General features: G+C 66.0%; 28 protein-coding genes and 1 tRNA gene. 15 read left to right on the top strand and 14 right to left on the bottom strand.

The window, feature by feature from the left end:
* Positions 1-103 precede the first annotated feature (103 nt).
* The 5 genes from ACIQXM_RS10240 to ACIQXM_RS10260 all read left to right on the top strand — a co-directional run bounded on the left by ACIQXM_RS10240 (position 104) and on the right by ACIQXM_RS10260 (position 3,317).
* On the top strand, positions 104-1,033 hold the full coding sequence (locus ACIQXM_RS10240; protein WP_400931088.1) for a DUF2797 domain-containing protein: 930 nt from the start codon (positions 104-106) through the stop codon (positions 1,031-1,033).
* Between the two features lie 92 nt (positions 1,034-1,125).
* Complete coding sequence (locus ACIQXM_RS10245; RefSeq protein WP_400931090.1) at positions 1,126-1,356, top strand: hypothetical protein; 231 nt, start codon at positions 1,126-1,128, stop codon at positions 1,354-1,356.
* Entirely contained in the window at positions 1,353-1,802 is a 450-nt protein-coding gene (locus tag ACIQXM_RS10250; protein ID WP_400931092.1) for a MaoC family dehydratase N-terminal domain-containing protein, read from the top strand. The genes ACIQXM_RS10245 and ACIQXM_RS10250 overlap by 4 nt, the downstream gene beginning before the upstream one ends.
* Before the next feature lie 4 nt (positions 1,803-1,806).
* A complete protein-coding gene (locus ACIQXM_RS10255; protein WP_400931094.1) occupies positions 1,807-2,238 on the top strand; it encodes a MaoC family dehydratase in 432 nt (143 codons plus the stop codon).
* Positions 2,235-3,317, top strand: coding sequence for a UDP-N-acetylmuramate dehydrogenase (locus ACIQXM_RS10260; protein WP_400931096.1), 1,083 nt, complete (start codon positions 2,235-2,237; stop codon positions 3,315-3,317). Before ACIQXM_RS10255 ends, ACIQXM_RS10260 begins: the two co-directional genes overlap by 4 nt.
* A 111-nt stretch (positions 3,318-3,428) precedes the next feature.
* On the opposite strand, the gene ACIQXM_RS10265 is transcribed toward ACIQXM_RS10260, so the two are convergent.
* The 8 genes from ACIQXM_RS10265 to ACIQXM_RS10300 all read right to left on the bottom strand — a co-directional run bounded on the left by ACIQXM_RS10265 (position 3,429) and on the right by ACIQXM_RS10300 (position 11,927).
* Entirely contained in the window at positions 3,429-3,863 is a 435-nt protein-coding gene (locus ACIQXM_RS10265) for a hypothetical protein (protein WP_400931098.1), read from the bottom strand.
* 134 nt (positions 3,864-3,997) lie between these two features.
* Positions 3,998-5,137: an aspartate-semialdehyde dehydrogenase gene (gene asd, locus ACIQXM_RS10270; RefSeq protein ID WP_400931100.1), complete on the bottom strand. Its 1,140-nt coding sequence runs from the start codon at positions 5,135-5,137 to the stop codon at positions 3,998-4,000.
* Positions 5,138-5,147: 10 nt separating this feature from the next.
* Positions 5,148-5,840 carry a dihydrofolate reductase gene (locus tag ACIQXM_RS10275; protein WP_400931102.1) on the bottom strand — a complete coding sequence of 231 codons (693 nt, stop codon included), beginning with the start codon at positions 5,838-5,840 and terminating at the stop codon, positions 5,148-5,150.
* Between the two features lie 11 nt (positions 5,841-5,851).
* Positions 5,852-6,655, bottom strand: a complete 804-nt coding sequence (locus ACIQXM_RS10280) for a thymidylate synthase (RefSeq protein WP_400931104.1) — start codon at positions 6,653-6,655, stop codon at positions 5,852-5,854.
* Between the two features lie 118 nt (positions 6,656-6,773).
* Positions 6,774-7,793, bottom strand: a complete 1,020-nt coding sequence (locus tag ACIQXM_RS10285; RefSeq protein ID WP_400931106.1) for an NUDIX domain-containing protein — start codon at positions 7,791-7,793, stop codon at positions 6,774-6,776.
* Positions 7,794-7,822: 29 nt separating this feature from the next.
* Entirely contained in the window at positions 7,823-10,048 is a 2,226-nt protein-coding gene (locus ACIQXM_RS10290; RefSeq protein WP_400931108.1) for an RNA degradosome polyphosphate kinase, read from the bottom strand.
* A gap of 87 nt (positions 10,049-10,135) precedes the next feature.
* A complete protein-coding gene (mshD, locus tag ACIQXM_RS10295) occupies positions 10,136-11,107 on the bottom strand; it encodes a mycothiol synthase (RefSeq protein ID WP_400931110.1) in 972 nt (323 codons plus the stop codon).
* A 109-nt stretch (positions 11,108-11,216) separates the two neighbouring features.
* Positions 11,217-11,927 carry a winged-helix domain-containing protein gene (locus tag ACIQXM_RS10300; RefSeq protein ID WP_400931112.1) on the bottom strand — a complete coding sequence of 237 codons (711 nt, stop codon included), beginning with the start codon at positions 11,925-11,927 and terminating at the stop codon, positions 11,217-11,219.
* A gap of 143 nt (positions 11,928-12,070) precedes the next feature.
* On the opposite strand from ACIQXM_RS10300, the gene ACIQXM_RS10305 reads away from it, so the two are divergent.
* The 4 genes from ACIQXM_RS10305 to ACIQXM_RS10320 all read left to right on the top strand — a co-directional run bounded on the left by ACIQXM_RS10305 (position 12,071) and on the right by ACIQXM_RS10320 (position 15,269).
* Entirely contained in the window at positions 12,071-12,820 is a 750-nt protein-coding gene (locus ACIQXM_RS10305; RefSeq protein ID WP_400931114.1) for a hypothetical protein, read from the top strand.
* 250 nt (positions 12,821-13,070) lie between these two features.
* Complete coding sequence (locus tag ACIQXM_RS10310; RefSeq protein WP_400931884.1) at positions 13,071-13,670, top strand: FABP family protein; 600 nt, start codon at positions 13,071-13,073, stop codon at positions 13,668-13,670.
* Between the two features lie 58 nt (positions 13,671-13,728).
* Positions 13,729-14,820, top strand: a complete 1,092-nt coding sequence (locus ACIQXM_RS10315) for a YgfZ/GcvT domain-containing protein (RefSeq protein ID WP_400931116.1) — start codon at positions 13,729-13,731, stop codon at positions 14,818-14,820.
* Positions 14,821-14,870: 50 nt separating this feature from the next.
* Positions 14,871-15,269, top strand: a complete 399-nt coding sequence (locus ACIQXM_RS10320) for an ankyrin repeat domain-containing protein (RefSeq protein ID WP_400931118.1) — start codon at positions 14,871-14,873, stop codon at positions 15,267-15,269.
* 5 nt (positions 15,270-15,274) lie between these two features.
* Here ACIQXM_RS10320 and ACIQXM_RS10325 read toward each other — a convergent pair whose 3' ends face one another.
* From ACIQXM_RS10325 to ACIQXM_RS10345, 5 genes are all read right to left on the bottom strand, one after another.
* Positions 15,275-15,994 carry a GNAT family N-acetyltransferase gene (locus ACIQXM_RS10325; RefSeq protein ID WP_400931120.1) on the bottom strand — a complete coding sequence of 240 codons (720 nt, stop codon included), beginning with the start codon at positions 15,992-15,994 and terminating at the stop codon, positions 15,275-15,277.
* Between the two features lie 76 nt (positions 15,995-16,070).
* Positions 16,071-17,099, bottom strand: a complete 1,029-nt coding sequence (locus ACIQXM_RS10330; RefSeq protein WP_400931122.1) for a 6-phosphofructokinase — start codon at positions 17,097-17,099, stop codon at positions 16,071-16,073.
* 145 nt (positions 17,100-17,244) lie between these two features.
* Complete coding sequence (locus ACIQXM_RS10335; protein WP_400931124.1) at positions 17,245-17,484, bottom strand: PspC domain-containing protein; 240 nt, start codon at positions 17,482-17,484, stop codon at positions 17,245-17,247.
* 82 nt (positions 17,485-17,566) lie between these two features.
* The gene (locus ACIQXM_RS10340) at positions 17,567-17,818 is read right to left on the bottom strand and encodes a hypothetical protein (RefSeq protein WP_400931126.1); all 252 of its coding nucleotides are present in this window, start codon (positions 17,816-17,818) and stop codon (positions 17,567-17,569) included.
* The gene (locus ACIQXM_RS10345) at positions 17,815-19,200 is read right to left on the bottom strand and encodes a PspC domain-containing protein (RefSeq protein ID WP_400931128.1); all 1,386 of its coding nucleotides are present in this window, start codon (positions 19,198-19,200) and stop codon (positions 17,815-17,817) included. The genes ACIQXM_RS10340 and ACIQXM_RS10345 overlap by 4 nt, the downstream gene beginning before the upstream one ends.
* 133 nt (positions 19,201-19,333) lie before the next feature.
* On the opposite strand from ACIQXM_RS10345, the gene ACIQXM_RS10350 reads away from it, so the two are divergent.
* The gene (locus ACIQXM_RS10350) at positions 19,334-20,722 is read left to right on the top strand and encodes a PspC domain-containing protein (protein WP_400931130.1); all 1,389 of its coding nucleotides are present in this window, start codon (positions 19,334-19,336) and stop codon (positions 20,720-20,722) included.
* A complete protein-coding gene (locus tag ACIQXM_RS10355; RefSeq protein WP_400931886.1) occupies positions 20,722-21,372 on the top strand; it encodes a LuxR C-terminal-related transcriptional regulator in 651 nt (216 codons plus the stop codon). Before ACIQXM_RS10350 ends, ACIQXM_RS10355 begins: the two co-directional genes overlap by 1 nt.
* On the opposite strand, the gene ACIQXM_RS10360 is transcribed toward ACIQXM_RS10355, so the two are convergent.
* Positions 21,369-22,589 (bottom strand): pyridoxal phosphate-dependent aminotransferase, encoded by a 1,221-nt coding sequence (locus ACIQXM_RS10360; protein WP_400931132.1) that lies wholly within the window; start codon positions 22,587-22,589, stop codon positions 21,369-21,371. The genes ACIQXM_RS10355 and ACIQXM_RS10360 overlap by 4 nt on opposite strands.
* Positions 22,590-22,967: 378 nt before the next feature.
* Here ACIQXM_RS10360 and ACIQXM_RS10365 point away from each other — a divergent pair.
* The 4 genes from ACIQXM_RS10365 to rplK all read left to right on the top strand — a co-directional run bounded on the left by ACIQXM_RS10365 (position 22,968) and on the right by rplK (position 24,861).
* Positions 22,968-23,040, top strand: a tRNA-Trp gene (locus ACIQXM_RS10365).
* Positions 23,041-23,124: 84 nt separating this feature from the next.
* Positions 23,125-23,406 carry a preprotein translocase subunit SecE gene (gene secE / locus ACIQXM_RS10370; RefSeq protein WP_400931134.1) on the top strand — a complete coding sequence of 94 codons (282 nt, stop codon included), beginning with the start codon at positions 23,125-23,127 and terminating at the stop codon, positions 23,404-23,406.
* A 101-nt stretch (positions 23,407-23,507) separates the two neighbouring features.
* On the top strand, positions 23,508-24,299 hold the full coding sequence (gene nusG, locus ACIQXM_RS10375; RefSeq protein ID WP_400931136.1) for a transcription termination/antitermination protein NusG: 792 nt from the start codon (positions 23,508-23,510) through the stop codon (positions 24,297-24,299).
* A gap of 130 nt (positions 24,300-24,429) precedes the next feature.
* Positions 24,430-24,861 (top strand): 50S ribosomal protein L11, encoded by a 432-nt coding sequence (gene rplK, locus ACIQXM_RS10380; RefSeq protein WP_146361026.1) that lies wholly within the window; start codon positions 24,430-24,432, stop codon positions 24,859-24,861.
* The last annotated feature ends 103 nt before the right edge of the window (positions 24,862-24,964 follow it).

A 24,964-nucleotide genomic window follows, 5' to 3' on the forward strand; every position in this document is an offset into this window, starting at 1 on the left:
GCGCCAGCGCTGCGGCCCGTCCGGTCCGGGCGGGATAATGGGGCGGGAACGCGAATGCGTCTCCCGCCCCATTGCTTTAACTACGAACGTCGGAGGTCAGCTTGTGGGCACTGCTGTTGGCCGGTATCTGTCGGCGGGGATTTCCTGGGACGACGGCGGCCCGTACCTTGCGCTGAGCTCTCCTGACGGTGCTTCCCGGCAGCTTCGGCTCGACGCCGGAACACGGTTGTCCTACCGGGTGCTCCCCGGCGACGGCGGCGTGCTGAGGCACTGCCTGGGGTCGGTCCAGGTGCAGGACCGGCACAGCAGAATCTCCCGGCCCTGCCCGGCACATTCGCCCGCTGAACGCGGCTACCAGTGCGGGCCCTGCTTTGCCCGGGACGACTGGCGCCTGGTCCACAACGTCCACCGGTCGGGAATTGCCCCACCAGGACTGAAGCTCTACCTGGCCCAGCCGCACTGGCTTTACATCGCCACCTTCGCGGATGGAACCACCAAGGTGGGGACCGCCGCGGAGGGCCGCAAACGCCTGCGCCTGGTGGAGCAGGGCGCGGTGGCCGCCCGGTACATTGCCCGCGCTGACGACGGCCGGGTGGTGCGCATCCTCGAAGACCTGGTCACAGCGGAAGCGGGACTGGTGCAGGCCGTGCGCTCGGGCACCAAAACAGCTGCGCTGATGCAGCCGATGCCCGACACCGTCCTGGATCGCACCAACTGCGGACACGCTGCCGCAGCGCGCCGGCTGATCACCGGATCCGGCCTCGACGGGTTCACTGTGGCGGATGAGACCTGGCAGCGTCCCGAGCAGGCCGGCACCGTGCTGGGTGCAGCCGCGGCCGTGCCCTATCCGCTGGACCCGGGCGCCGGGGACCACGGCCTGGTCATCGAAGCGATGGTGGGTGCTTCAGCTCTGGTTGCAGCGGACGGCTCCGACACACCGTTCCTGGCGGATCTGGCCCGGCTCAAGGGCCGGCGGCTGCAGCTTGGCTCCTACCGGAGCCAGCTTCCGGCCCTGCAGTCAGCGCTCTTTTAGCCGTCGCATTCAGCCGCCGGGAGACACCGTGCCGCGGAGGTGACGGACGTCCCGTTTCGCGGCCCGAGGCGGGCCCCCTGTATTCTGGGGGGATGCTAAACACCCCGTGGGAGACCGGTTCCGCCCTGTACCGCAAGCTGGTGGTCTCCGCGCTCGTTATCTCCGGCGCCGGAGTGTTGATGGTTCTCATCGGCGCCCTGACGGATGCTCCGCTGCTGATGTACATTGCCGTCCCCGTGATTGTGGTGGGCATGTGCCTGCACCTCGGCGGTATGGTGGTTCGAGCCAGGGATACCCGGCGCAGGATGAAGGGAAGCAAATGAGCATCAACCCCGAGCTGCAGGGCCGCAGCTACCCCGCCGGAGAGCCCTACCAGGTGGGCCGCGAGAAAATCCGCGAGTTCGCCCGTGCGGTCAAGGCCGGCCACGCCGCCCACTATGACGTAGCCGAAGCCGCACGCCTGGGCTACGCCGATCTGGTGGCTCCGCCCACCTTCGCCGTCATCGTGGCCCAGCGGGCCGATGCACAGCTGATTTCCGATCCGGATGCCGGCATTGATTTCACCCGCGTGGTCCACGCAGACCAGCGCTTCACCCACCACCGTCCCATCGTGGCCGGCGATGAACTGATTGCCGAACTTCATGTGGACTCTGTCCGGGCCATGGGCGACGGCGCCCTGCTGACCACCCGCTCGGAAATCTCCACCACGGCGGGCGAGAAAATCACCACTGCCGTGTCATCCATCCTCGTCCGCGGAGAAGGGCAGTAACGCCGTGTCGATTGCATTGAGTGAACTGGCCACCGGACAGGAAATCGGCACAGCCAAACTGGAGATTTCCCGGGCGGACCTGGTCCGCTACGCCGGAGCTTCCGGAGACTTCAACCCCATCCACTGGAACGAGCGCTTCGCCCGCAGCGTGGAGCTGCCCGGTGTCATCGCGCACGGCATGTTCACCATGGGCGCGGCCGTGCAGCTGGTGACGGACTGGATCGGCGATCCCGGCGCCGTCCTTGATTACCAGACCCGCTTTACCCGGCCGGTTCCCGTTCAGGACGTCGACGGAGAGGCGGGCGCCGTCGTCGACATCACCGGAGTGATCGGAGCGCTTAACCCGGACGAGTCCACCGCCCGAGTGGATCTCACAGTGACGTTCAACGGCCAGAAGGTCCTGGTCAAGGCGCAGGCGGTTGTACGGATCTGGTGAGTGCTCTAACTTCTTTGCCCCTGGCCTCGCTGACTACGTCCCGGGTTGGCGGTCCCGCCCGCCGTTACATCAGTGCCGAAACCGAAGACGAACTGATCGGGGCGGTCCGTGCCGCCGATGAAGCGAAAGAGCCGCTGCTGGTGGTGGGCGGCGGGTCCAACCTGCTGATTGCCGATTCCGGCTTCGACGGAGCCGTGGTGCACATCGCCACCCGCGGCCTGGAGATCACCGAACATGAGGGCACCGTTACTGTGCGTGCCCAGGCCGGCCACCCCTGGGATGAGCTGGTGGCCCACACGCTGCGCGAGGGCTGCTCAGGACTTGAAGCGCTCTCCGGCATTCCCGGATTGGCCGGTGCGACGCCGGTCCAGAACGTGGGTGCCTACGGCGCCGATGTCTCGCACAGCATCACCGGTGTCCGGGCGTGGGACCGGGAGACCCGCACCATTGTGGACTTCTCCAATGAGGACCTGCAGTTTGGCTACCGCGACTCGGTGCTGAAGCGGGCCACGGACAACGGCTCGCCGCGCTACGTGGTCCTGACCGTGGACTTTGCCCTGACCCGGGGCATGGAGAGTGCACCTGTGCGCTATGCGGAGCTGGCCCGCGCCCTGGGCGTGGAGGTGGGGGAGCGGGCCGCTGCCGACGACGTCCGCCGCGAGGTCCTGCGGTTGCGTGCAGGCAAGGGCATGGTGCTGAATCCCGAGGATCCGGACACCTACAGCACCGGATCCTTCTTCACGAACCCTGTGGTTCCGGAGGCCGCCGCCGCCCACCTGCCGCCCGAAGCACCCCGCTATCCGGTGGCGGAGCCGGGCATGGTCAAACTCAGTGCGGCCTGGCTGATCGACCGTTCCGGTTTCCCCAAGGGCTTCGGCCTTCCGGAGACCGGCCAGGGAACGGAACTGGCCGGAGGGCGGGCATCGCTGTCCACCAAGCACACCCTGGCCGTCACCAACCGCGGCAATGCGTCAGCGGAGGATCTGCTGGCAGTGGCGCGGGCTGTGGCAGACGGCGTTGAGGACGCCTTTGGTATCCGGCTGCATCCCGAGCCGCTGCTGATCAACTGCTCCCTGTAGGGTCCGGCTGCGCAGTTATCGAATCTGGCACCGCACTGCAGGGTTCCGCTGCACACGGCGGGAAGCAGCGGTGCACCGCAGAACCTGCAGCACCCTGGAACGCGGTGCCGCCTAGGACGTGCTGCCCCGTTCCCGGCGCATGACTTCCGCCGCGGCCAGAACGTCCCGAACCTGCCAGGCATGCCAGGTCCGGTCCACCAGCGCCCGGCTGCAGAGCCACTGCACCAGCCGGGAGGTGAGGCTGACCTGGGTGCGGCGGTCCTGCAGCCCCGGGAGCAGCCACTGGGGCCCCAGAAAGCCGTGCAGCGTATAGAGCAGGTCCTCGGCATCGAAGAGCCGCACAAAGGCGTTCTCCGGCGCAAAAGCCCGCTCCAGATCCAGCAGTGCGGCACGGTCCGGCGTCAGGTACATCCAGCCGTCCGTTTCCAGATACAGCCGCAACTGTGCCAGGACCCTGCCGTACCGCGCTGCGGTAGCCGTCTGCTTGCCTTCGGCGCTGAAGGTGAAGAAAGTGCTGAGGATTTCTTCCACGGTGAACTTGTCCATAGCCGCACCTTTTCACCTGCCACTGACACTCGATGTGCAGACAAAAGCGGACCCCTTCCGCCATGAAGGGGTCCGCTTTTGTCTTGGTCCGGCCTGCGTCCTCGAGGGATTGCAGGCTCGCGTCCGGGCTGGGCCTAGAGGTTTCCGGTGGCGATCCGCAGCATGCGCCGGAGGGGTTCGGCTGCACCCCAGAGTAACTGGTCCCCAATGGTGAAGGCGCTGATGTACTGCGGGCCCATCTCCAGCTTGCGGATACGGCCCACCGGGATGTCCAGGGTGCCGCTGACGGCCACGGGGGTCAGCTCAGCCATGGAAGCTTCCTTGGTGTTGGGAACCACCTTGGCCCATTCGTTGTCTGCGTCGATGATGCGTTCAATCTCCGCCACGGAAAGATCCTCGGTGAGTTTGAGGGTCAGCGCCTGCGAGTGCGAGCGCATGGCGCCGATCCGGATGCATAGCCCGTCAAACGGAATGCGTCCGGCCGTATCCCGGCCCAGGATCTTGTTGGTCTCGGCGCCGGCCTTCCACTCTTCCTTGGACTGGCCGTTACCCAGGTCGGCGTCGATCCAGGGGATCACCGAGCCTGCCAGCGGCACGCCGAACTGCGAGGTGCCAAGGTCAGGATTCTTCTGCTGGGCCAGCACCGCACGGTCAATGTCCAGGATGGCCGAGGCGGGGTCCGCAAGCTGGTCCGCAACCACGGAGTTCAGGGACCCGAACTGGTTGAGCAGCTCGCGCATGTGCCGGGCTCCGCCGCCGGAGGCCGCCTGGTACGTCATCGACGTGCCCCACTCCACCAAGCCGTTGCGGAACAGTCCGCCCAGGCCCATGAGCATGCAGGATACGGTGCAGTTGCCGCCCACGAAGTTGCGCACTCCCTGGGCCAGCCCGGCGTCGATGACGTCCCGGTTCACCGGGTCCAGGACGATGATCGAGTCTGTCTCCATGCGCAGCGTGGAGGCGGCGTCGATCCACAGGCCGTTCCAGCCGGCGTCGCGCAGTTTGGGGTAAACCTCGGAGGTGTAACCGCCGCCCTGGGCCGTGACAATGATCGGCAGCTTGGCCAGTGCCTCAATGTCATAGGCGTTCTGGAGCTCTCCGGCGCCTTCGGCGAAGGCCGGCGCGGCGCCGCCTGCGTTGGAGGTGGAGAAGAACACGGGGTTGATCAGGTCAAAGTCGCCCTCATCCTGCATGCGCTGCATCAGGACTGAGCCGACCATGCCCCGCCAGCCGATGAAGCCCGCGGTGGGTACAGGGGTAGCTGCGAAAGTCATGTGTCCCAGTTTAGGGCAGGGTTGCTCCGCCGTGCTGATTGGTGACGCCGCTCTCGGCATCCCGGTCCCGGGTCCAGAGGGCAATCCGGTAGGAGGTGCCGTTCCCCGCCGTGTGCCAGCCCTCGGCGGGGCTGACCGCGGTAAAGCCCCAGTCCGGGCCCAGATGCGGCGCGTAAGTGTCACCTTCCGTACTGGCATCGATGACGGTGACGACGGCGGCGTCCGCCAGCGGAGCGGCGGCCTCATACAGCTGCGCGCCGCCCACAATCCAGATTTGCTCTCCGCCGGGGCTGTGGCGTGCAGTGTCCAGCGCCTGTTCCAGCGAGGCAACGACGACGGCGCCCGCCGGGGAAATCTCCTCGGCCAGCGTGTCGCTGGAGCTCACCACAATGTTGGTGCGGCCCGGCAGCGGGCGGTAGGCGGCGGGAAAGGACTCCCAGGTGCGCCGGCCCATGATGACGGGATGGCCGGCGGTTGTCTTCTTGAAATGGGCCAGGTCTTCAGGCAGGTGCCACGGCATGCCGCCGTCCCGGCCAATGACGCCGTCGAGGGTCTGGGCCCAGATCATGCCCACCAGCGGCCGCCGGACACCGGCCGGACCGGCGGCAGCGAGTGCCTCGTCCAGGTCCATGCCGGCGGGAGGCACCTCGGCGCGGCTGTCGCTGCCCGTGGGGAAATAGCGGATACCGGTGGATTCACTCAAGACAAGGCCTTTCAGACTGCTATGGGAGCTTTGATGCCGGGGTGGTGGCGGTAATCCAGCACCTCGAAATCCTCCAGCGCGTAATCGAAGATGGAATCCGGCTTCCGGGCCAGGCGCAGCTGCGGGTAGGGGAACGGATCACGGCTGAGCTGTTCGCGGACCTGGTCCACATGGTTGTCGTAGATGTGGACGTCACCGCCGGTCCAGACAAATTCGCCGGGCTCCAGGCCGGTCTGCTGGGCAACCATGAGCGTCAGCAGGGCGTAGGAAGCGATGTTGAAGGGGACTCCGAGGAACAGGTCGGCGGAGCGCTGGTACAGCTGGCAGGAGAGCTTGCCGTCCGCCACGTAGAACTGGAACAGCGCGTGGCAGGGCGGCAGGGCCATGTTGTCCACCTCGGCCGGGTTCCAGGCCGTGACAATGTGCCGGCGTGAATCCGGGTTGGTGCGGATACTCTCGACCACTTTGGCGATCTGGTCAATCTGTCCGCCGTCCGGAGCGGGCCAGGAGCGCCACTGGACGCCGTAGACCGGGCCCAGCTCACCGTCGTCGTCCGCCCACTCATTCCAGATACTGACTCCGCGCTCCTGCAGCCAGCGCACGTTGGAGTCTCCGCGCAGGAACCACAGCAGCTCCAGGGCCACCGACTTGAAGTGCACCCGCTTGGTGGTGATCAGCGGGAAGGATTCGCTGAGGTCAAAGCGCATTTGGCGGCCGAATACGCTGCGCGTTCCGGTGCCGGTACGGTCGGATTTCTGCGTTCCGTTGGCCATGACGTCACGGAGCAGGTCTTCGTACGGGGTTGGGATAGTCACCGCTCCAGTCTAGTCACGGCAGGGCACGGAGAGGGGGCAGCGGGCCCCGCCGGCAGTGCGATGCGCACCACTTGGCGCGGACCGCTGCCGGCAGCCGGCAGCCGACGGCCCGTGACCGTTAGTCGTCGAAGGCCCGAAACCGCTCCAAAGAAACAATCCGTCCCTCATCAGCGGAACTGACCTGGCAGATAACCGCTTCGCCCGGGGCCAGATAGGGGTCCTTCGCCGGCAACCCGATGGCCAGGCCGGTAGGCATGTGCCGTGCGAGTACCTCGAAGGTCAGGGGCAGCACCGGCCGGTGGGTGCACAGCACCACCGGCTTGGCTTTGTCGAACAATGCTTCCACTGCTTTGCGGGCCTTGCCCGGCTTCCGTTTGGCGCTGTGCTCGGTGATGGCGTCCACCGTTTTGAACTTCACAGTCCGGGTTTTCACATACGGGCGCACGGTTTGGACGCAGCGCACCCAGGGACTGGAAATGACCCGGTCCGGCAGCCAGGCACCCAGCAGCCGCGAAACGGCCTGGGCCTGGCGCAGGCCGGTCGCCGCCAGCGGGCGGTCTCCCTCGGCGCGGGTCCAGGAGGAGCGGGGCTTGGCCTTGGCATGCCGGACGATGATCAGCGGCCAGGTCCGCAGCCTGCCGTCCGCATGGGCCTCTTCAAGGGCACGCAGCGGCAGCCGGTCCGAGGGATTGGTCAGCTCGGCATGGGCTTCCGCGGGGGAGCACCAGCGGACTCCGTCCACTTCCTTGCCGTCGGGATGGGGTTTGCCCTCCTGGATGCGGGCCGCCCAGTAGTGGACAATCTTCATGCCTGAGGACACCGGGTACACCGTGGCCGGAAGCGGGATGCCCAGCCGGATCCGCACTCCAACTTCCTCTTCGACCTCGCGGACGGCGCACTCGGGCGTGGTCTCGCCGCTGTCGATCTTCCCCTTGGGCCATGACCAGTCCTTATAGCGGGGGCGGTGGATCATGAGAACTTCCAGTTCCCCGCCGCGGACCCGCCAGCACAAACCTCCGGCAGCAACCACCTTGATGTCTTCGTAGGCGGCAGGGTCCTCCCCGGGAATGGCTTTGCCGCCCGTCGCGTCCGCACCTTTCGTGCTTCGGGCGGAGGAAACCTCGGTGCGCTCACTCATGGAAGTCCCCGGTTCGGTGGACATGGCCATCAGCGGCGGGCGACGGCACGCTGGCGGGACCGGGAGGCGAGCAGCCAGGACTGCACGTCCTGCAGCGGCTCGCCCGCCTCGTCCTTGTGGTGCCGGGTCCAGATGCCGTCACTTTCGAGGTGCCAGCTTGCCGTGGTGGGATCCATGTAACGGTCCAGGAGGGAGATGAGGTTGGCTATGTCGTCCCGGGAGGCCAGCTGCACGAGGGCCTCCACCCGGCGGTCCAGGTTGCGGTGCATCATGTCCGCCGAACCGATGAACACCACCGGATCGCCGGCATTGGCGAAGGCAAACACGCGTGAGTGTTCCAGGAACCGGCCCAGGACGGAGCGGACCGTAATGTTTTCGCTGAGCCCGGGTACGCCCGGGCGCACCGAGCAGATGCCGCGCACTATGACGTCCACGCGGACACCGGCCTGCGAAGCGCGGTACAGGGAGTCGATGATCGCCTCGTCCACCATGGAGTTGACCTTGATGATGACGCGGGCGTTAAGACCGGCCTTCTTGTTGGCGATTTCCCGCTCAATGCGGTCAATCAGGCCGGACCGCACGGACCGGGGAGCCACCAGCAGGCGCTTGAAGGTGGACTTCGGGGCGTAGCCGGAGAGCTGGTTGAAGAGCTTCGTGAGGTCTTCGCCCACCTGCTCGTTGGCAGTCAGCAGCCCCAGGTCCTCGTAGTAACGGGCGGTGCGCGGGTGGTAGTTTCCGGTGCCGATGTGGCAGTAGCGCCGCAGCCCGTCCACTTCCTGGCGGACCACCAGGGAGAGCTTGCAATGGGTTTTCAGGCCCACGATTCCGTAGACCACGTGCACGCCGGCCTGTTCCAGCTTGCGCGCCCAGGAAATGTTGGCCTGCTCGTCGAAGCGGGCCTTGATCTCCACCAGGGCCAGCACCTGCTTGCCGGATTCAGCGGCGTCAATCAGCGCATCGACAATGGGGGAGTCCCCCGAAGTGCGGTACAGGGTCTGCTTGATGGCCTGCACGCGGGGATCCGCCGCGGCCTGCTCCAGGAACGCCTGGACGGACGTGGAGAAGGAATCGTACGGGTGGTGCAGCAGGATGTCCCGGCGCCGCATGGCGGCGAACACGTCCGCCGGCTTGGAAGTCTCGGATTCCTTCAGGAGCGCGCTGGTGTGGGGAACCTGCTTGGGATAATGGAGGTCCGCCCGGTCGATCCGGCTGATGCCGGCCAGTCCTCGAAGGTCCAGCGGCGCGGGCAGCGCATACACCTCGTCCTCTTCGACGCCCAGCTCGCGCACCAGCAGTTCGCGGATGCTGGGGTTGATGTCGGTGGTGACTTCCAGGCGGACGGGCGGTCCGAACCGGCGCCGCAGCAGCTCCTTTTCCAGTGCCTGCAGCAGGTTCTCGGCGTCATCCTCTTCCACCTCCAGGTCCTCGTTGCGCGTGACGCGGAAGGCGTGGTGTTCCATGACGTCCATGCCGGGGAAGAGCTGGTCCAGATGCTCGGCAATGACGTCTTCAAGCGGAATGAAGCGGGCCACCCGGCCGGCGACGTTCCCGGCGCGGGGTCCGTCCACGGAGATCAGCCGCGGCAGCTGGTCCGGGACCTTCACGCGGGCAAAGAACTCCTTGCCGCTGACCGGATTGCGGACCACCACGGCCAGGTTCAGCGAGAGGCCGGAAATGTACGGGAACGGATGCGCCGGGTCCACGGCCAGCGGCGTGAGGATCGGGAAGACCTTGGACGCGAACTGGCGGTGCAGGTAGGCCTTGGCGGCGTCGTCGAGCTCGTTCCAGCTCACCAGGTGGATCTGCTCCTCGGCCAGGGCGGGCCGGATCTGCCGGGCGAAGACCTCGGCGTGGCGCTGCTGGAGGCGGTAGCCGGCCTCCACGATGTGCTCCAGCTGCTCGATCGGGCTCAGGCCTGCGGCGGAGGGAACCGCCAGCCCGGTGGCAATGCGGCGCTTGAGGCCGGCCACGCGGACCATGAAGAATTCATCCAGGTTGGACGCAAAGATGGACAGGAAGCTGACCCGCTCCAGCAGATACAGATCCGGATCTTCGGCAAGTTCCAGGACCCGGGCGTTGAAGTGCAGCCAGCTGATTTCGCGGTCCAGAAAGCGTTCCGGGCTGATATCTCCCTCGGGGACCAGGGCCGGACCAAAATCCGGGATATCAATCCGGTCCTCCGTGGCACGGGGTGCCGACATGGACTCCGCGGACCCGAAAGTGTAGTGCGGCTCAGCGGCGGTATCGGATCCCATGGTCTCTCCCTGCAGTATGGCGGCGGTTCGGACGTGCCCCGGGCTCGCGCCCGGGGTGATGTCCGTCAAATCAACATTACAAGCTGTTTAGGCGTGGCTGGCCGCGTACATGACGTCAGCATCCCAGCGGACAAAACCGAGCCGTTTGTACAACGCCATGGCAGGGGCGTTGTCGGCGTCCACGTAAAGCATGATCGCCTGGAGTCCGGCGTCCTGCAGGTGCCGGATGCCGGCAACGGTGAGCGTGCGTCCCAGTCCCATGCCCTGCGCTTCCGGGAGTACGCCCACCACATAGACCTCGCCCATGGCCGGGTGCCCGCCGGCCCCCGGATGGACCTTGGTCCAGTGGAAGCCGAGGATGGCGCCGTCGTCGTCCCGGACCGCCAGCAGGAAACCTTCGGGATCAAACCAGTCCTCTGCCATCCGGGCGTCCAGGTCGGCACGCGTCATGCTGCCCTGTTCGGGGTGATGGGCAAAGGCTGCAGCGTTGGCCGCCAGCCAGGCATCCTCGTCAGCGCCGGGCCGGAAAGCACGCAGGGAGACGCCCTCGGGCAGGGTGGCAGCCGGCAGGGCTGCGGTGTCCGCACCCCGGGTGAGGCGCAGGCGCAGGAGTTCACGCACGGGGCGGTAGCCAAAGAGCCGGGCCAGTTCGACGGCGGCCTCATGGTTGCCGTGGGACCATGCCTGGGGTGCCGGGAGGGAACCGGCATTCACCTGCTCCTGGACCGAGGACGCAAGCGCGGTGCCCACGCCCTTCTCACGGTACGAAGGGTGCACCACCAGTTCCAGGACTCCCGCTTCTTCCGCGGTGCCGCCGGTCAGGACGGCCACACCGGCCAGCGCCTGGGTTTCTGAGGGACCAGCGGAGCCGTCATTGGCGCAGGTGGCAAAAACCAGCAGTTCGTCCGGGTCGGTTTCGGCCGAGCGCAGGTCAACGAGGGTCTGTTCGGAGAGCGGAGGATTGCCGTCGGCCTCGGCTGCGGCAGCCGCCAGCTCGCGGATTTGGGCAAGCAGATCCGGTTCGGGGGTCCCCTTGGTCAGGGTTACGGTCCAGGGCATCACACGTTCGTCTTTCATTGAAGAAGCGTAGCGCCCGGACGGCGGCGGCGGGCAAGCAGGCAGCAGCGAAAGCAGGTGCGGGCCACGGAGCCTGCCCTGCACTCCGAGCTCAGGCGTCCTGGCTTGCGGCCTGCGCCGATTCGCCGGCAAGGCGGGAGCGGGTGAAACGGTACCCGACGTTGCGTACGGTGCCGATCAGGTTCTCGTGGTCCGGGCCCAGCTTGGCCCGCAGGCGCCGCACGTGCACGTCCACCGTCCGCGTGCCCCCGTAGTAGTCATAGCCCCAGACCTCGTGCAGCAGCTGGTCACGGGTAAAGACCCGCCCGGGATGCTGCGCCAGGTATTTCAGGAGCTCAAATTCCTTATAGGTCAGGTTCAGGGCGGTGCCGTTGACGCGGGCGGTGTAGCTGGCCTCATCAATAACGACGCCGGACGCGCGGATTTCCGATGCTGCCGTATCGGATCCCGAATGGACCCGGGCTGACATCAGGCGCAGCCGGGCTTCCAGTTCCGCCGGGCCGGCGGAATCGAGGATGACGTCGTCGGCCAGCCAGTTGGCAGCCACGGCGGCCATGCCGCCCTCAGTCAGGATGAGGATCATCGGTGTGTCCAGACCCGTTGCCTTGAGCAGCTGCGTGAGGGAGCGGGCGCCCACCAAATCCCTGCGGGCGTCAATAAGCACCACGTCGCTGGGTTCGGTGTCCAGCAGTGCGGTGGGCTCGGCGGGAACAACCTGGACCTTGTGGTTCAGCAGGCCCAGCGCCGGCAGGACCTCCGCAGAAGGTCCCGGGCTGTTGGTCAGCAGCAGTATGTGCGACATGGATCCTCCGAGAGTTTGGGCGCACATCATCGGGCACAAGCTTGGCCACATCCGCAGGGGGCGAAGTGTTGAAAGTATACCCACGGCGCTCCTGCGGACCTGTAGCTTTCATCTGCACCGCGTAATAAGGCAGGATGGCTTAAGTGAAACTTTGGAGCGTAGCGGTGCTGGCGGCAGCAGCCCTCATTGGCATCGTAGGTGCTTCGTACTGGTCCGTGGCGGCAGTCGCGGTCGTGACCGGACTGCTTGCGGTGGCGGTCGGAATCGGCTGGCCGCACCTGTTGGACGTCCCCGCCAAGAAGACCCAGGGTGCCGTGCTGGCGCTCGCCGGAGCAGCCGCCTGTGCCGCAGCCTTTGTGGCCCCGGCCACCGCCCTGCTCGTCTGGCTGCCGGCCGTGGCAGCGGTGGGAGTAGGCGCCATCTTCCTCATCCAGCTGCTCCGGGGAACCGGCCAGGCGCAGCGTCTGGAGTCGACCATCGGCAACATTGCCGGGGTCCTGCTGACCGTCTTCGGATCCGGTTGGGTGGCAGCGGACCGGCTGGCCGCCGCCGACGGCAGCCCGGCGGGCCTCACCATCTCCGCAGCAGGCATCCTCGTGGCGCTGGCCGTCTCGCTCATTCCCCTGCCGGACCGGATTGCCGCACCGTTGGGCGTTGTCGCCGGCGCGCTGGCCGGTGCCCTGGCCGGTGAGGTGCAGCCGGAGGCCGGCGTTCATTTCGCCGCCGCAGCACTGATGGGGGCGGTTGGGGCTGCCGTGATAATGGCTGTGCGCCGGCTGGTGCTTTCCCGGGAAGACATTCCCAACCGCCGCGGACGGCTTGCGCTGGCACTGGCGCCCGTCGTCGCGCTGGGCTCCGTGGTCTACTTCATGGCCGCCCTGCTGATCCCCTGAGCCATCCGCGCAGCTGCCGCGGGCCCAACATTCCGTCCGGGCCGGCGCAGCGGCACGTCATGTGGGGAAACGTCTGCGGCTCCGGTTAGGATGTAGCTATGGATTCGCTCGTAGCTATTGAAATCTTTTACATCGTCCTGCTGGGCATCACCAGTGTTGCCATGGCCGCCTTTGCCGGCCTGGTCATCAGCCGCCTGTACAAAGGGCAGAAGTAACCCACCCGCAGCAACCTAAGGAGCAGGTGAGCGCCATGCCCATGGAGATCCCCACAGATCTAACCCCTGAACTGGTGCCGCTGTCATGGCTCCTTGGTGTCTGGGAAGGTTCCGGCAGGCTGGGAGAAGGCGAGGCCGACTCCGAGCACTTCACCCAGCGCGTCACCTTCAGCCAAAACGGACTGCCGTACCTGAAGTATGAGGCAGAGAGCTGGCTCACGGATGAGGAAGGCACCGTCCTGCGCCCGCTCGCCGTCGAGACGGGCTTCTGGGCGCTTGACCGTCCTCTCAATGAAGCCGACGGCGGCCCGGGACTGACGCCTGCGGATATTGTTCCGGCGCTGCGCAGCGCCGACGAAGTGGAGAAGCTCCGCAATGACAGCGGGGGCTTCGACATCACTGCCACCATTGTTCATCCCGGCGGGATCGCGGAACTGTACTACGGGCAGATCAAGGGCCCGCAGATTCAGCTGAGCACCGACCTCGTCATGCGCGGCGTCAACTCCAAGGAATACACTGCCGCAACCCGGATTTTCGGATTGGTCAACGGGGACCTGTTCTGGCGCTGGGACGTGGCCGACGGCGGCAACGCGCTGAAGGCACACGCCTCCGCCATCCTCAAGAAAACATCCTGATTCCTGTACCGCAGCTGCCGGGCGGAATAGCCGCCCGTTCAAGGACGTTGCACGTTTTATGACTTATCAGAGCCCTCTCCTGTCCCGCCACGGCGCGGTGGAAGCCGGCGGCCTCGATGCCGGCGTCGCCGCCCACTACGGAGACCCCCTGCGAGAACAGCGCGAACTGGCCAGGGGCAATGCCGTGACCGACCTGTCGCACCGCGGCGTGGTCACTGTCACCGGCCCCGACCGGCTGAGTTGGCTGAATACCCTCTCCTCCCAGAACGTGACCAACCTGCAGCCCGGGGAAAGTTCGGAGCTGCTGCTGCTGAGCGTCCAGGGTCGGATCGAGCACGACGCACGGCTGGTTGACGACGGCGCCGCCGCCTGGCTGATCGTCGAAGCAGCCGAGGCGCCGGCCCTTGCCGAGTTCCTGCAGCGGATGAAGTTCATGCTCCGGGTGGAGGTGGCCGATGTCAGTGCCGACTGGGCCGTAGCCGGAACCACCTCAGCCGTTCCGGAATGGTCCGGGTACCGTTCCTGGACCGATCCGTGGCCCAACGTCGGCCCCGGCGGATTTGCGTACTCAGTGGTGCCGGAGGACTCCCATCCCGGACGTGACAGGCCCTGGCAGGAGTACCTCATTCCGGCGTCGGAACTGGAGCAGGCAGTGGAGGCCTCCGGCCGCTCCCTGGCCGGCACCATGGCCTCCGAAGCCCTGCGGATTGCCGCCTGGCGTCCGCGGCTGGGTGCTGAAACCGATGAGAAGACCATTCCGCACGAACTGGACCTGATCCGCACCGCCGTTCACCTGGCCAAGGGCTGCTACAAGGGCCAGGAAACCATTGCCCGCGTGCACAACCTGGGCCATCCGCCCCGCCGCCTCGTTTTCCTTCAGCTGGACGGGTCCCAGCACACCCTTCCCGCGCCGGGGAGTGCGGTTCTGCTGGGGGAGCGCAGGATCGGCACTGTCACATCCGTGGCACAGCACTATGAAATGGGCGCGGTTGCCCTGGCCGTCATCAAACGGTCAGCGGATCCCAGCGTGCAGCTGGTGGTGGACGACGACGGCGAGCCCTACGCGGCTGCCCAGGAAACCATCGTGGCCCCGGACGCCGGCGCCGTCGTGGGACGCGCTACGGGCTTCCTGCGGACACCGCGGCCCTAGCAGCAGCCGGCAAGAAAACGTCAGACCCGGATACATCCCAGAGGAGATCTATGAGCACCCCGGAACCCCGTCCCGAAATCGACGACGACATCATTGAGCTTGCGGGCCTGGTGTTTGACGCCGCGCGGGCCGGAGACACCGACGGTATCCGCAGCTACTTGGACGCCGGGGTCCCGGTGAACCTGACCAACGGCTCCGGGGACACCTTGGTGATGCTCGCGTCCTACCACGGACATGCGGACCTTACCGCGTTGCTGGTGGAACGGGGCGCCCGCGTGGACACTCAGAATGACCGCGGCCAGACTCCGCTGGCAGGCGCCGTCTTCAAGGGCTACACGGAGGTAGTGAAGATCCTTGCAGCCGCCGGAGCGGATCCGGACGCCGGTACGCCTTCCGCCCGGGCAACCGCTGAGTATTTCTCCCGGCAGGAATTGCTGGAACTGCTCTAGCGGCGCTAGGAAGACAGCCGGACTTCCGAGCGGATGCCAACCGCAACGAAACCTGCCCCGGCGGCGGTCCGGGCTGCGCCAACGTTGTCCAGCGGAACCCTGTACTGCGGGATCAGCCCGGCAGCCATGGACTCCTCGACGGCCACGGACGTGATGTGTCGTCCCAGCCCCCGCCGGCGGTACGCCGGAGCGGTCAGCGAGACGATGTCGGCCAGGATCCCGTCACGGATGCTGTAGCCCGCTCCCGCCAGGGGAACAGTTGCGTCGGTGCTCTCATCGACCACTATGAACATCTGTTCCCGGTGTGCCAGGCCCGCCTCCGCCACGTCATCGGGAGGGCACAGGCGTTCCAGCTTCACCGCCAGGCCGCGGTCCTCGCTGACGGCAAGTTCGTCCTCCGGCTCCACCGGCGGCGGGAACGAATCGGCAAAGCAGAGATTCTCGGAACTGACCGTCCGTCCGCCGTACTCCAGGGAGAGGCCGGCGAGGGCAGTGCGCCGGCTCAGCTCGTCCGCTGACTTGCCGCGTGCGCGCCGGATGGCCCATTGGGGCCCGCAGAACACCTCGCGTCCAAACAATCGGGTGAAGGACACGCTGGGCGACTGATCCTGCACACTGTAGATGCGGGTGCCGTCTGCGGCACCCGCCAGTGCATCATCAGCCAGACCGAGGCGCCGGGACCAGGCGAGCTGAATGATCGCAATCGTGCCGGGGTCCAAGTTCATACGTTTCAAATTACACCGGTCTGCAAATTACACCCGTTCACCATGACGCGAAGCCGCTGCCGAATTGCCTGCCCGTTTAGCCAAACAGGATGGATGCTTCGTCGTACCGGCGCTGCGGAACCGTCTTGAGGTTGTCCAGGGCTTTTTCGAAGCCAACGTGTGCAATATCCGTTCCGTGCAGGGCCACCATGGTGCCCCACAGTCCGTCGATGACCGAGTCCACGGCAGCCATGCCGAGGCGGGTTGCCAATACGCGGTCATAGGCGGTGGGAACGCCGCCGCGCTGGATATGTCCCAGGACAGTGGCGCGGGTTTCGATTCCGGTGCGGGCCTCAATTTCCGGGGCCAGCAGTTCTCCGATGCCACCGAGCCGGGGCCGGCCAAAGGCATCCAGCCCGCGTTCGGAGTGGGGGGATTCCATGTCGGTGGTGACGAAGCCTTCGGCGACGACGACGAGAGGCGCACGGCCGCGGTCCCGGGCCTGCGTGACCCACTCCGCGATCTGGTCCAGGCTCTGCGGGTTCTCCGGGATCAGGATGGCGTGCGCTCCGGCAGCCATGCCCGAGTGCAGGGCAATCCAGCCCACGTGGCGGCCCATGACCTCGGCAACCATGCAGCGGTGATGGGATTCGCCGGTGGTCCGCAGACGGTCGATGGCCTCGGTCGCGATCTGCACCGCTGTGTCAAAGCCGAAGGTGTAGTCGGTCGCATCCAGATCGTTGTCCACGGTCTTGGGGACGCCCACGATGTTCAGCCCGGCATCGGTGAGCCGCTGCGCAGCTGCCAGCGTGCCTTCACCGCCAATCGCGATGATGGCATCGACTCCCAGCCGGTCCATTGTGGCCTTGATGTTTTTGGGTCCGCCGTTGGGTCCGTCGAAAGGATTGGTGCGGGAGGTTCCCAGAATGGTTCCGCCCTGCTTCGAGATGCCGCGCACGCTGCTGCGGGGCAGGTCGATGATGTCGCCGTCCACCACTCCGCGCCAGCCGTCCAGGAAGCCCACGAATTCCACGTCATGTACCTTGATCCCCTTCAAAACCGCTCCGCGGATCACTGCGTTGAGTCCGGGGCAGTCGCCTCCGCTGGTCAGGATGCCGATCTTCATGGTTGAAACCTCTGGTTCGGTTGTGGCGGCTGGTGGATCTTCAGCCTCGATTCTAGCCACCGCCGGGCCGGCAGCCATCGCGGCGGGACTCAACCGGCGTCATACGGGGCAAATGAGATGCACCCGGGCCCTTTGTGCCGCCGGGCTAGCGGTTCCCGAGCAGGCGTTCCAGCACAATGGTGCCGTCCGTTTTGGGCAGCAGGAGCCAGGCGGCGAGGTACGTCCAAACGCCTACAAACGGGAGCAGGAAGCTGAGCAGGACGGCGATCCGCACCGCCGAAACATCCCAGCCGTACCGGTCGGCAATTCCTGCGCAGACGCCTCCCGCCCAGCCGCGGGTCCTGCGGACCGGGGAGGAACGCAACATATTAAAGAAACGGTTCATAATCTACAGACTGCCTTTTCTGGAAGTGGATGGAAGGCGTTTCCGCCCGGGGTGAAACTCCATGGAGTTCGGTGCCTGGTTGTCAGGGGTGCTCCCGGTTGCGGCCGCCCATAGCGGCAATGGCACCCCCGACGAGCAGGGCGGCGCCTGTGCCAAGGGTCAGGCCGAGCAGGACGGCCAGCGGATCAAACGCAATATCGGTCAGCAGCCAGACCAGGATCAGGACGCCGGCTGCAGCGAGGAGCAGGCCCCACACAATGGTGCTGGTGCGGGCCGGACGCCGTCCGTCTTCGGCGGCGTCGAAGCGGGCATCGGATGAGGGTGAGGTGTTCATCGTTCGAGATCGCTTTCATTCACGGTTACCAGCACGTTGCTGGCGAAGCCCTTCACATGCACGACAAGCGGATCGCCGCCTGTGCCGTTGAGCCGGCGGTCCGAGGAACGCCAGATGCTGCCGGTCTCGGTAACGGTGCTGCCGTCGTCGATAATCACATTTCCGGCCAGCATGTCCGTACGGACCAGGACAGGAATGTCATTGGGCACCAGGATAGTGAGATCACTCGCGGCCACGGTCACCGGGACCTCCGCTGCCGGCCGCTCTTCATCCGAGAAATAGCGCAGATCAATTTCGCCGTCGACGGCTGCGAGCGCGTAACCGCCGGTGGCCGGAGAGGAGCTGGTGGGAGCCCAATTCGCCTGATGGGCCACGGCGACGTTGGTGTAGCTGCCAATACCCGTGCCGGTAGCTGCCGCGGATACCACGAGTGCTGCTGCCGTCAGTCCCGGAAAACCGGAGGAACGGCCGGCAGCGCCAAGCACCACGATCGCCAGGCCGTTGACCACGGCAGCTGCCGCAAGGGCGACCGCCACCGGCTGCTCGGGAGTAATCACGGAGAGGTAGTCCAGGGTCAGGACAGTTCCAAAGGTGAGCAGGACTGCTCCCAGGATGAGGGCGACTGCGGCGCCGCCGGGGCTCGTCCGCCGTCTGGCGGGAGCGGGCGGCTGAAAGGGCGGAGAATCAGTCCGGAAGCCGGCAGATGAGGGGCTCGGTTCTCCACCTCCAGCCCCCAACCCGTCCGGAGCCCGTGTCCCGGCCGCACCGCCGCTTCCGGATCGGGTCGCCAGCCAGTAGATAATCAGGCCAACACCGGCAACCGAAAAAAGCGTCCAGAAGAAACCGCCGAATACCCCGTCGTCAGCCCACCAGATGCTGGGCCCCGTGCCCAGGATGGTAGCGGTCAGGGCACCGGTGGTACCGGTGGTCCAGGTACCGCGCAGGGCCTCCTCCGCATGGATGCGGCCGTCCGGCTCGGGCAGAAAGGCCCACGCCAGGCCGTACAACAGAAGCCCGGCCCCGAACAGGGCAAGGACCACAAAAAGGCCGCGGACCAGGACAGGGTCGATTCCAAGGCGGGCGGAGATGCCGGAGCAGACGCCGCCGGCCCAGCGGTCGGTGCCGCGGACAATTCCCAGCGACCGGAGCCAGGGGAAGAACCCGTTGGGCCCCTGGCCGGTGCCGTTGTTTCCCGTGCCGGAAGGACGGTCCTGCTCGGCGTTGGGTATCCGGTGGGAGCCTGCGGCACCGGCAGGTGGAGGCAGGGGGCGGGTGGGAGCTGCGTCAACCGGCAGGGACTGCGTGGTTTCGCCGGCTGAAGCATCGGCGGGCGTTAGGCGATCGTTTCCGGCAGGGCCGGGATCTGATGGGTGCGGGGTCATGGTTCCATTCTGTCGGCGGAACTGTCCGACCGGATCCGGGATTTCCCTGAGATATCCCTGAGCGGGCCCTGAGAAAGCCGCCGGAGGCGCCTGAGGGCCGCCGCAGGGGCCCTCAACGTGCTTGGATAAGTGCATGAAGGCACCACTGCTCCGTCCTGACGCCCGTATGGTTGCGGGCGTCTGTTCCGGCCTTGCCGGGCACCTGGGCTGGTCCGTCAACCTCATCCGCGCGTCGATGGTGCTGCTGGCTGCAGCCGGAGGTGCCGGCCTGGTGCTCTATGCCTGGCTGTGGGTCCTGGTGCCCACAGCTGCAGAGGCGGAAGACAGTGCCGACAAAGAGCACCGCCCCCGCAGCCTGGCGCAGAATTTTGCGGCCCACTTCGGCGGACCTTCCGCCGCCGGCACCCGCACTTCCGGCGTGGAGGGCCCAAACGCCGAGGGGCCCGCTTCAGACGCCGGGGCGCCCGCTTCCCGCCCCCCGGCCGCTGCCCGCGGCTGGAGCCAGTTCGCTGCCGGCCGTGATGTCCTGGCTGGTCTGGCGCTGCTCGCCGTTGCCGCCGTCGTCATCGCCCAGCGGTTTGGCGCCGACGTGAACTGGCAGGTCCTGTTCCCGCTGGGCGCCATTGTTGCAGGGGCCGTGCTGGCCTGGTCCCAGCTCGATGATGCGCGCCGGGCCGGACTCATCAGCAGTGCCGGCGCGGACCGCCGAACCGGGGTCCTTCGGTTGGCGGCAGGGTTGCTGCTGGTAATTGTCGGAGTGCTGTTGATGGTTTCCGGCGCGTTCGCCTGGGACATCCTGCTCGCCGGGCTGCTGGCCGCCGCAGCTGTCCTGGGCGGCGTGGGGCTGGTGTTCGCACCCTGGGCCGTCAAGTACTGGCGTGACTTGGAAGCAGAGCGGGCAGGGCGCATCCGGGAACGCGAACGGGCCGAAATTGCCGCCCACCTGCACGACTCAGTGCTGCAGACCCTTGCCCTCATTCAGAACCGGGCCGGTTCAGAGCAGGACGTTCTTCGTCTTGCCCGCGCACAGGAGCGCGAGCTGCGCCGCTGGCTCTATCTCGACGATCCGCGAACGGCCGGTCAGCTGTCCGAGGCCGTCACCGCCGCAGCAGCCCATGTCGAGGACGAATACGGGTATCCCGTGGAAGTGGTGGCCGTAGGCGATGCATCCCTGACCTCCGCAACGGAGGCCATGGTGCTGGCGGCACGGGCAGCACTGATCAATGCGGCCCAGCACGCACCGGGCCCGGTGTCCGTCTATGTTGAATGCACCCCGGACCGGGCGGAAGTGTTTATCCGTGACCGGGGGAAAGGGTTCAACCCGCAGCAGGTTCCCCCGGACCGCCTCGGTGTCCGCGAGTCCATTGTGGGACGAATGAAGCGCCATGGAGGCACCGCCGTCATCCGCAGCGGCCCGGAGGGAACAGAAGTACGCCTGGCGCTTCCCCTCACCCGCACGCCTCCGGAAAGCACGGAGAACCACCCCGCAGCAGACATTCCCCACACATCGGAGCACCCATGATGACCGGCCCCATCGACGTTGTAGTCGTGGACGACCACGCAATTTTCCGCTCAGGCCTCAAGGCAGACCTGGACGCCCGGCTGCGGGTGACTGCTGAGGCGGACACTGTTGAGTCAGCCGTTGCCGCGATCCGGGCGCACCGCCCCGCCGTCGTCCTTTTGGATGTCCATCTGCCCGGCGGGGTGGGCGGCGGCGGAGCGGAAGTCATTGCCGGCTGCCGGGACCTGCTCGGAACCACGCGCTTTCTGGCCCTGAGCGTTTCGGATGCCGCTGAGGACGTGGTGACCGTGATCCGCGCCGGAGCCCGCGGCTACGTCACCAAGACCATTTCCGGCGCGGAAATCTCCGACGCCGTCGTCCGGGTGGCCGGCGGCGACGCGGTGTTTTCACCCCGGCTTGCAGGATTTGTGCTGGATGCCTTCGGGACAGCGGCGGTGGCGGCGGTCGACGACGAACTCGACCGCCTTTCCGCCCGGGAACTGGAAGTGATGCGGCTGATTGCGCGGGGCTACAGCTACAAGGAGGTGGCCCGGGAACTGTTCATCTCCGTCAAGACGGTGGAAACCCATGTATCAGCCGTCCTGAGGAAGCTGCAGCTCTCCAACCGGCACGAACTCAGCCGGTGGGCCGCCGACCGGCGCCTGCTCTAGGCGGCGCGGCCGAGGAATTCCGTCAGGCGGGACATGCCCTCGGCAAGGTCCTCATCGCCCAGGGCGTAGGACAGGCGAAGGTAGCCGGAGGGGCCGAACGCCTCGCCGGGAACCACCGCCACCTCCACCGTCTCCAGGATCAGGGCGGCCAGCTCCGCGGAGGTCTGCGGGCGGAGCGGACCGTTCACACCCGGGAACTCCTTGCCGAGCAGCCCGCGGACGTCCGCATAGGCATAGAAGGCACCTTCGGGCATGGGGCATTCGATGCCGTCAACGGAGTTAAGTGCCGCGACCATGGCCTTGCGGCGGCGGTCGAAGGCCTGCTTCATTTCCTCGACGGCGGTCAGCGGACCGGAAACGGCGGCAAGCGCCGCCATCTGGGACACATTGGCAACGTTCGAGGACAGGTGTGACTGCAGGTTGGTGGCGGCCTTGATGACGTCGGGGGCGGCAATCATCCATCCCACCCGCCAGCCGGTCATGGCGTAGGTCTTGGCAACACCGTTGAGCACAACCACCTTGTCGCCCAGCTCCGGTGCCGCCGTCGCAATGGAGGTGAACTCCACGCCGTCGTACGTCAGGTGCTCGTAAATTTCATCGGTGACCACCCACAGTCCGCGGGCAGCAGCCCACCGGCCGATTTCGGCAACCTGCTCCGCGGGATATACGGCGCCGGTGGGGTTGGAGGGGGAGCAGAACAGCAGCAGCTTGGTCTTATCGGTGCAGGCAGCTTCCAACTGCTCAACGGTAACCATGTAGCCCTGCTCGGGGCCCGCGAAGACCTCCACCGGAATGCCGCCGGCCAAACGGATGGCCTCGGGATACGTCGTCCAGTAGGGGGCCGGCAGCAGGACTTCATCGCCGGGATTCAGGAGGGTGGCAAACGCTTCATACACGGCCTGCTTGCCGCCGTTGGTGACCAGTACCTGGGACGGCTCCACGGGATAACCGGAATCCCGCAGGGTCTTGTCCGCAATGGCCTGCTTCAGCTCCGGGAGCCCGCCGGCGGGGGAGTAGCGGTGGAAACGCGGGGTGCGCGCGGCCTCAACTGCTGCGTCGACGATGTAGCCGGGGGTCGGAAAGTCGGGCTCACCGGCACCGAAGCCGATCACCGGACGGCCCGCTGCTTTGAGGGCTTTCGCCTTGGCGTCTACGGCAAGGGTTGCGGACTCCGCGATGGAGGCGATGCGCTCTGAAATTCGGCCGGTGGAAGGCATGGCGTTCCCGTCTGTGGTTGCAGTTTGATTCCCAATGGGACATGTGGAGTGCAGGGCCGCCTACTTCCAGGCGGCCACTTCCAGTTTAGGTGCAGCAGCGTGCGGCCGCGGTTTCTTACGCGGGCCGCTGGTGGAAGAAACGGCAGGTGAAGCCGCTTTTACGTGCCCCGACGGCGGTTCCGGAAGGCTTCCGGGAACACTGGGTGCGGCTGCCCAGGGACACCGCAGGGGCACCGCCGGGACGCTGTCCGGAGCGCCGGTTCGACGGGAGGCGAATCTTTGAGTAGACTTGATCTTCGTGTTGAAGTCATGACACTGGTCTGTGCCTGTCGGCGGTTCGCTGACGAGGGGTATTACCGGTAGAGTGGGTTCTTCCATAGGGTAGTGGCGCAATTGGTAGCGCAGCGGTCTCCAAAACCGCAGGTTGCAGGTTCGAGTCCTGTCTGCCCTGCGCACGGCTGTCATCACGGCAGCTCAGCAGAAGTCCTTCATGAAGCAGCAGTCCCAGCACATGCTGCGGCTGTGAACCGAACAGATGAGTGAGGCGATGGTGACCGAGACAGCTGCCAGCAGCTCCAAGGGACACCCCTCCAGCGGGCCCAAGAAGCGCGGCTTCTTCGCGGCAATTGCGCTCTTCCTGCGTCAGGTTATTGCGGAACTGAAAAAGGTGGTCACTCCCACCCGCAAGGAACTGCTGAGATACACCATTGTGGTTCTGGCCTTCGTGGTCGTGATGATGATTATCGTGACAGTTCTGGATTTTGTCTTTGGTGCAGGCGCGCTGGCGATCTTCGGCTCGGGCAGCGGCGAAAGCTGACTCCGGGCCTGCGTTTCGCCCCAAGGGCAGGAACCTCAGGCCTTTGAGCTAGAGCCAGTGACAAACCCCATAGAGCTCTGAAGAAGAAAGCAGGAATCTACGTGTCCGAGCAAGAACTCGAATCACAGATCAATGACGAAGCCGCTGATCTGGATGCCGAGGATGAAACAACCGCAGCAGACGCCGTTGAGGCGCCCGCCGAGGCTGACGTTCCGGCAGAGGATGCCGACGCCGCCGACGAGGTTGTGAACTCTGATTCCGCAGACTCCGAAGACTCAGAAGAAGAGCCCGAGGAAGATCCCGCAGAAGCCTTCAAGGCGAAGCTGCGCCGTCAGGAGGGTGACTGGTACGTCATCCACTCCTACGCCGGTTACGAAAACCGCGTGAAGGTCAATCTTGAGACCCGCATCCAGACCATGGACATGGAAGATAACATCTTCGAAATCCAGGTTCCGATGGAAGAAGTCGTCGAGATCAAGAACACCACCCGGAAGATCGTGAACCGGGTCCGTATTCCCGGCTACGTTCTGGTCCGCATGGAACTGACCGACGCCTCCTGGGGCGTTGTGCGCCACACCCCCGGTGTTACGGGCTTCGTGGGCAACGCCCACAACCCCGTGCCGCTGAGCCTCAAAGAGGTTTACTCCATGCTGGAGCACACCGTGGTTTCCCCGAAGATCGAAGCCGGCAAGCCCGCGCAGGAATCTTCCAACTATGCAGTGGACTTCGAGGTTGGCGAGCCCGTCACGGTCAACGAAGGACCGTTCGAGACGCTCCAGGCCACGATCTCCGAGATCAAGCCCGAGTCTCAGCAGCTGGTGGTCCTCGTGACCATCTTCGAGCGCGAGACTCCGGTGACGCTTGGCTTCGGCCAGGTCACCAAGCTGCAGTAGTACCAAAGACTTCGTTGTCTGCAGGTCCGCTTTACCCTGCCGGCAGCGTCCGGCCGCCACGCCATGGCGGCCACCAACCCGGACGGACGCTCCTGTTCCCCGGGAACATAATTTAGAGAAGGACCCTTTCATGGCCCCCAAGAAAAAGGTCACCGGCCTCATCAAGCTGCAGATCAACGCAGGTGCCGCCAACCCGGCTCCTCCTATCGGTCCGGCACTTGGCCAGCACGGTGTCAACATCATGGAATTCTGCAAGGCGTACAACGCTGCAACGGAATCCCAGCGCGGCAACGTTATCCCGGTTGAAATCACCGTTTACGAAGACCGTTCGTTCACCTTCATCACGAAGACCCCGCCGGCTGCACAGCTGATCAAGAAGGCTGCCGGTGTTGCCAAGGGTTCGGCAACCCCGCACACCGCCAAGGTTGCCAACCTGACCCAGGCTCAGGTCGAAGAGATCGCCACCATGAAGATGGAAGACCTCAACGCCAACGACGTCCAGGCTGCTGCCAAGATCATCGCCGGCACCGCCCGCTCCATGGGCATCACCGTAGAGGGCTAATTAGCTTTTTTGGTGAGGCGGGTCCGCCCGCCGAGCAAACATTTACACTTTCAAAAAGCTGTTCGTGCCACAGGGCACGACGGCGCGTGGCAGGGCCGAGCGC

Source organism: Arthrobacter sp. NPDC097144 (assembly GCF_044762205.1).
Lineage (GTDB): Bacteria > Actinomycetota > Actinomycetes > Actinomycetales > Micrococcaceae > Arthrobacter_B.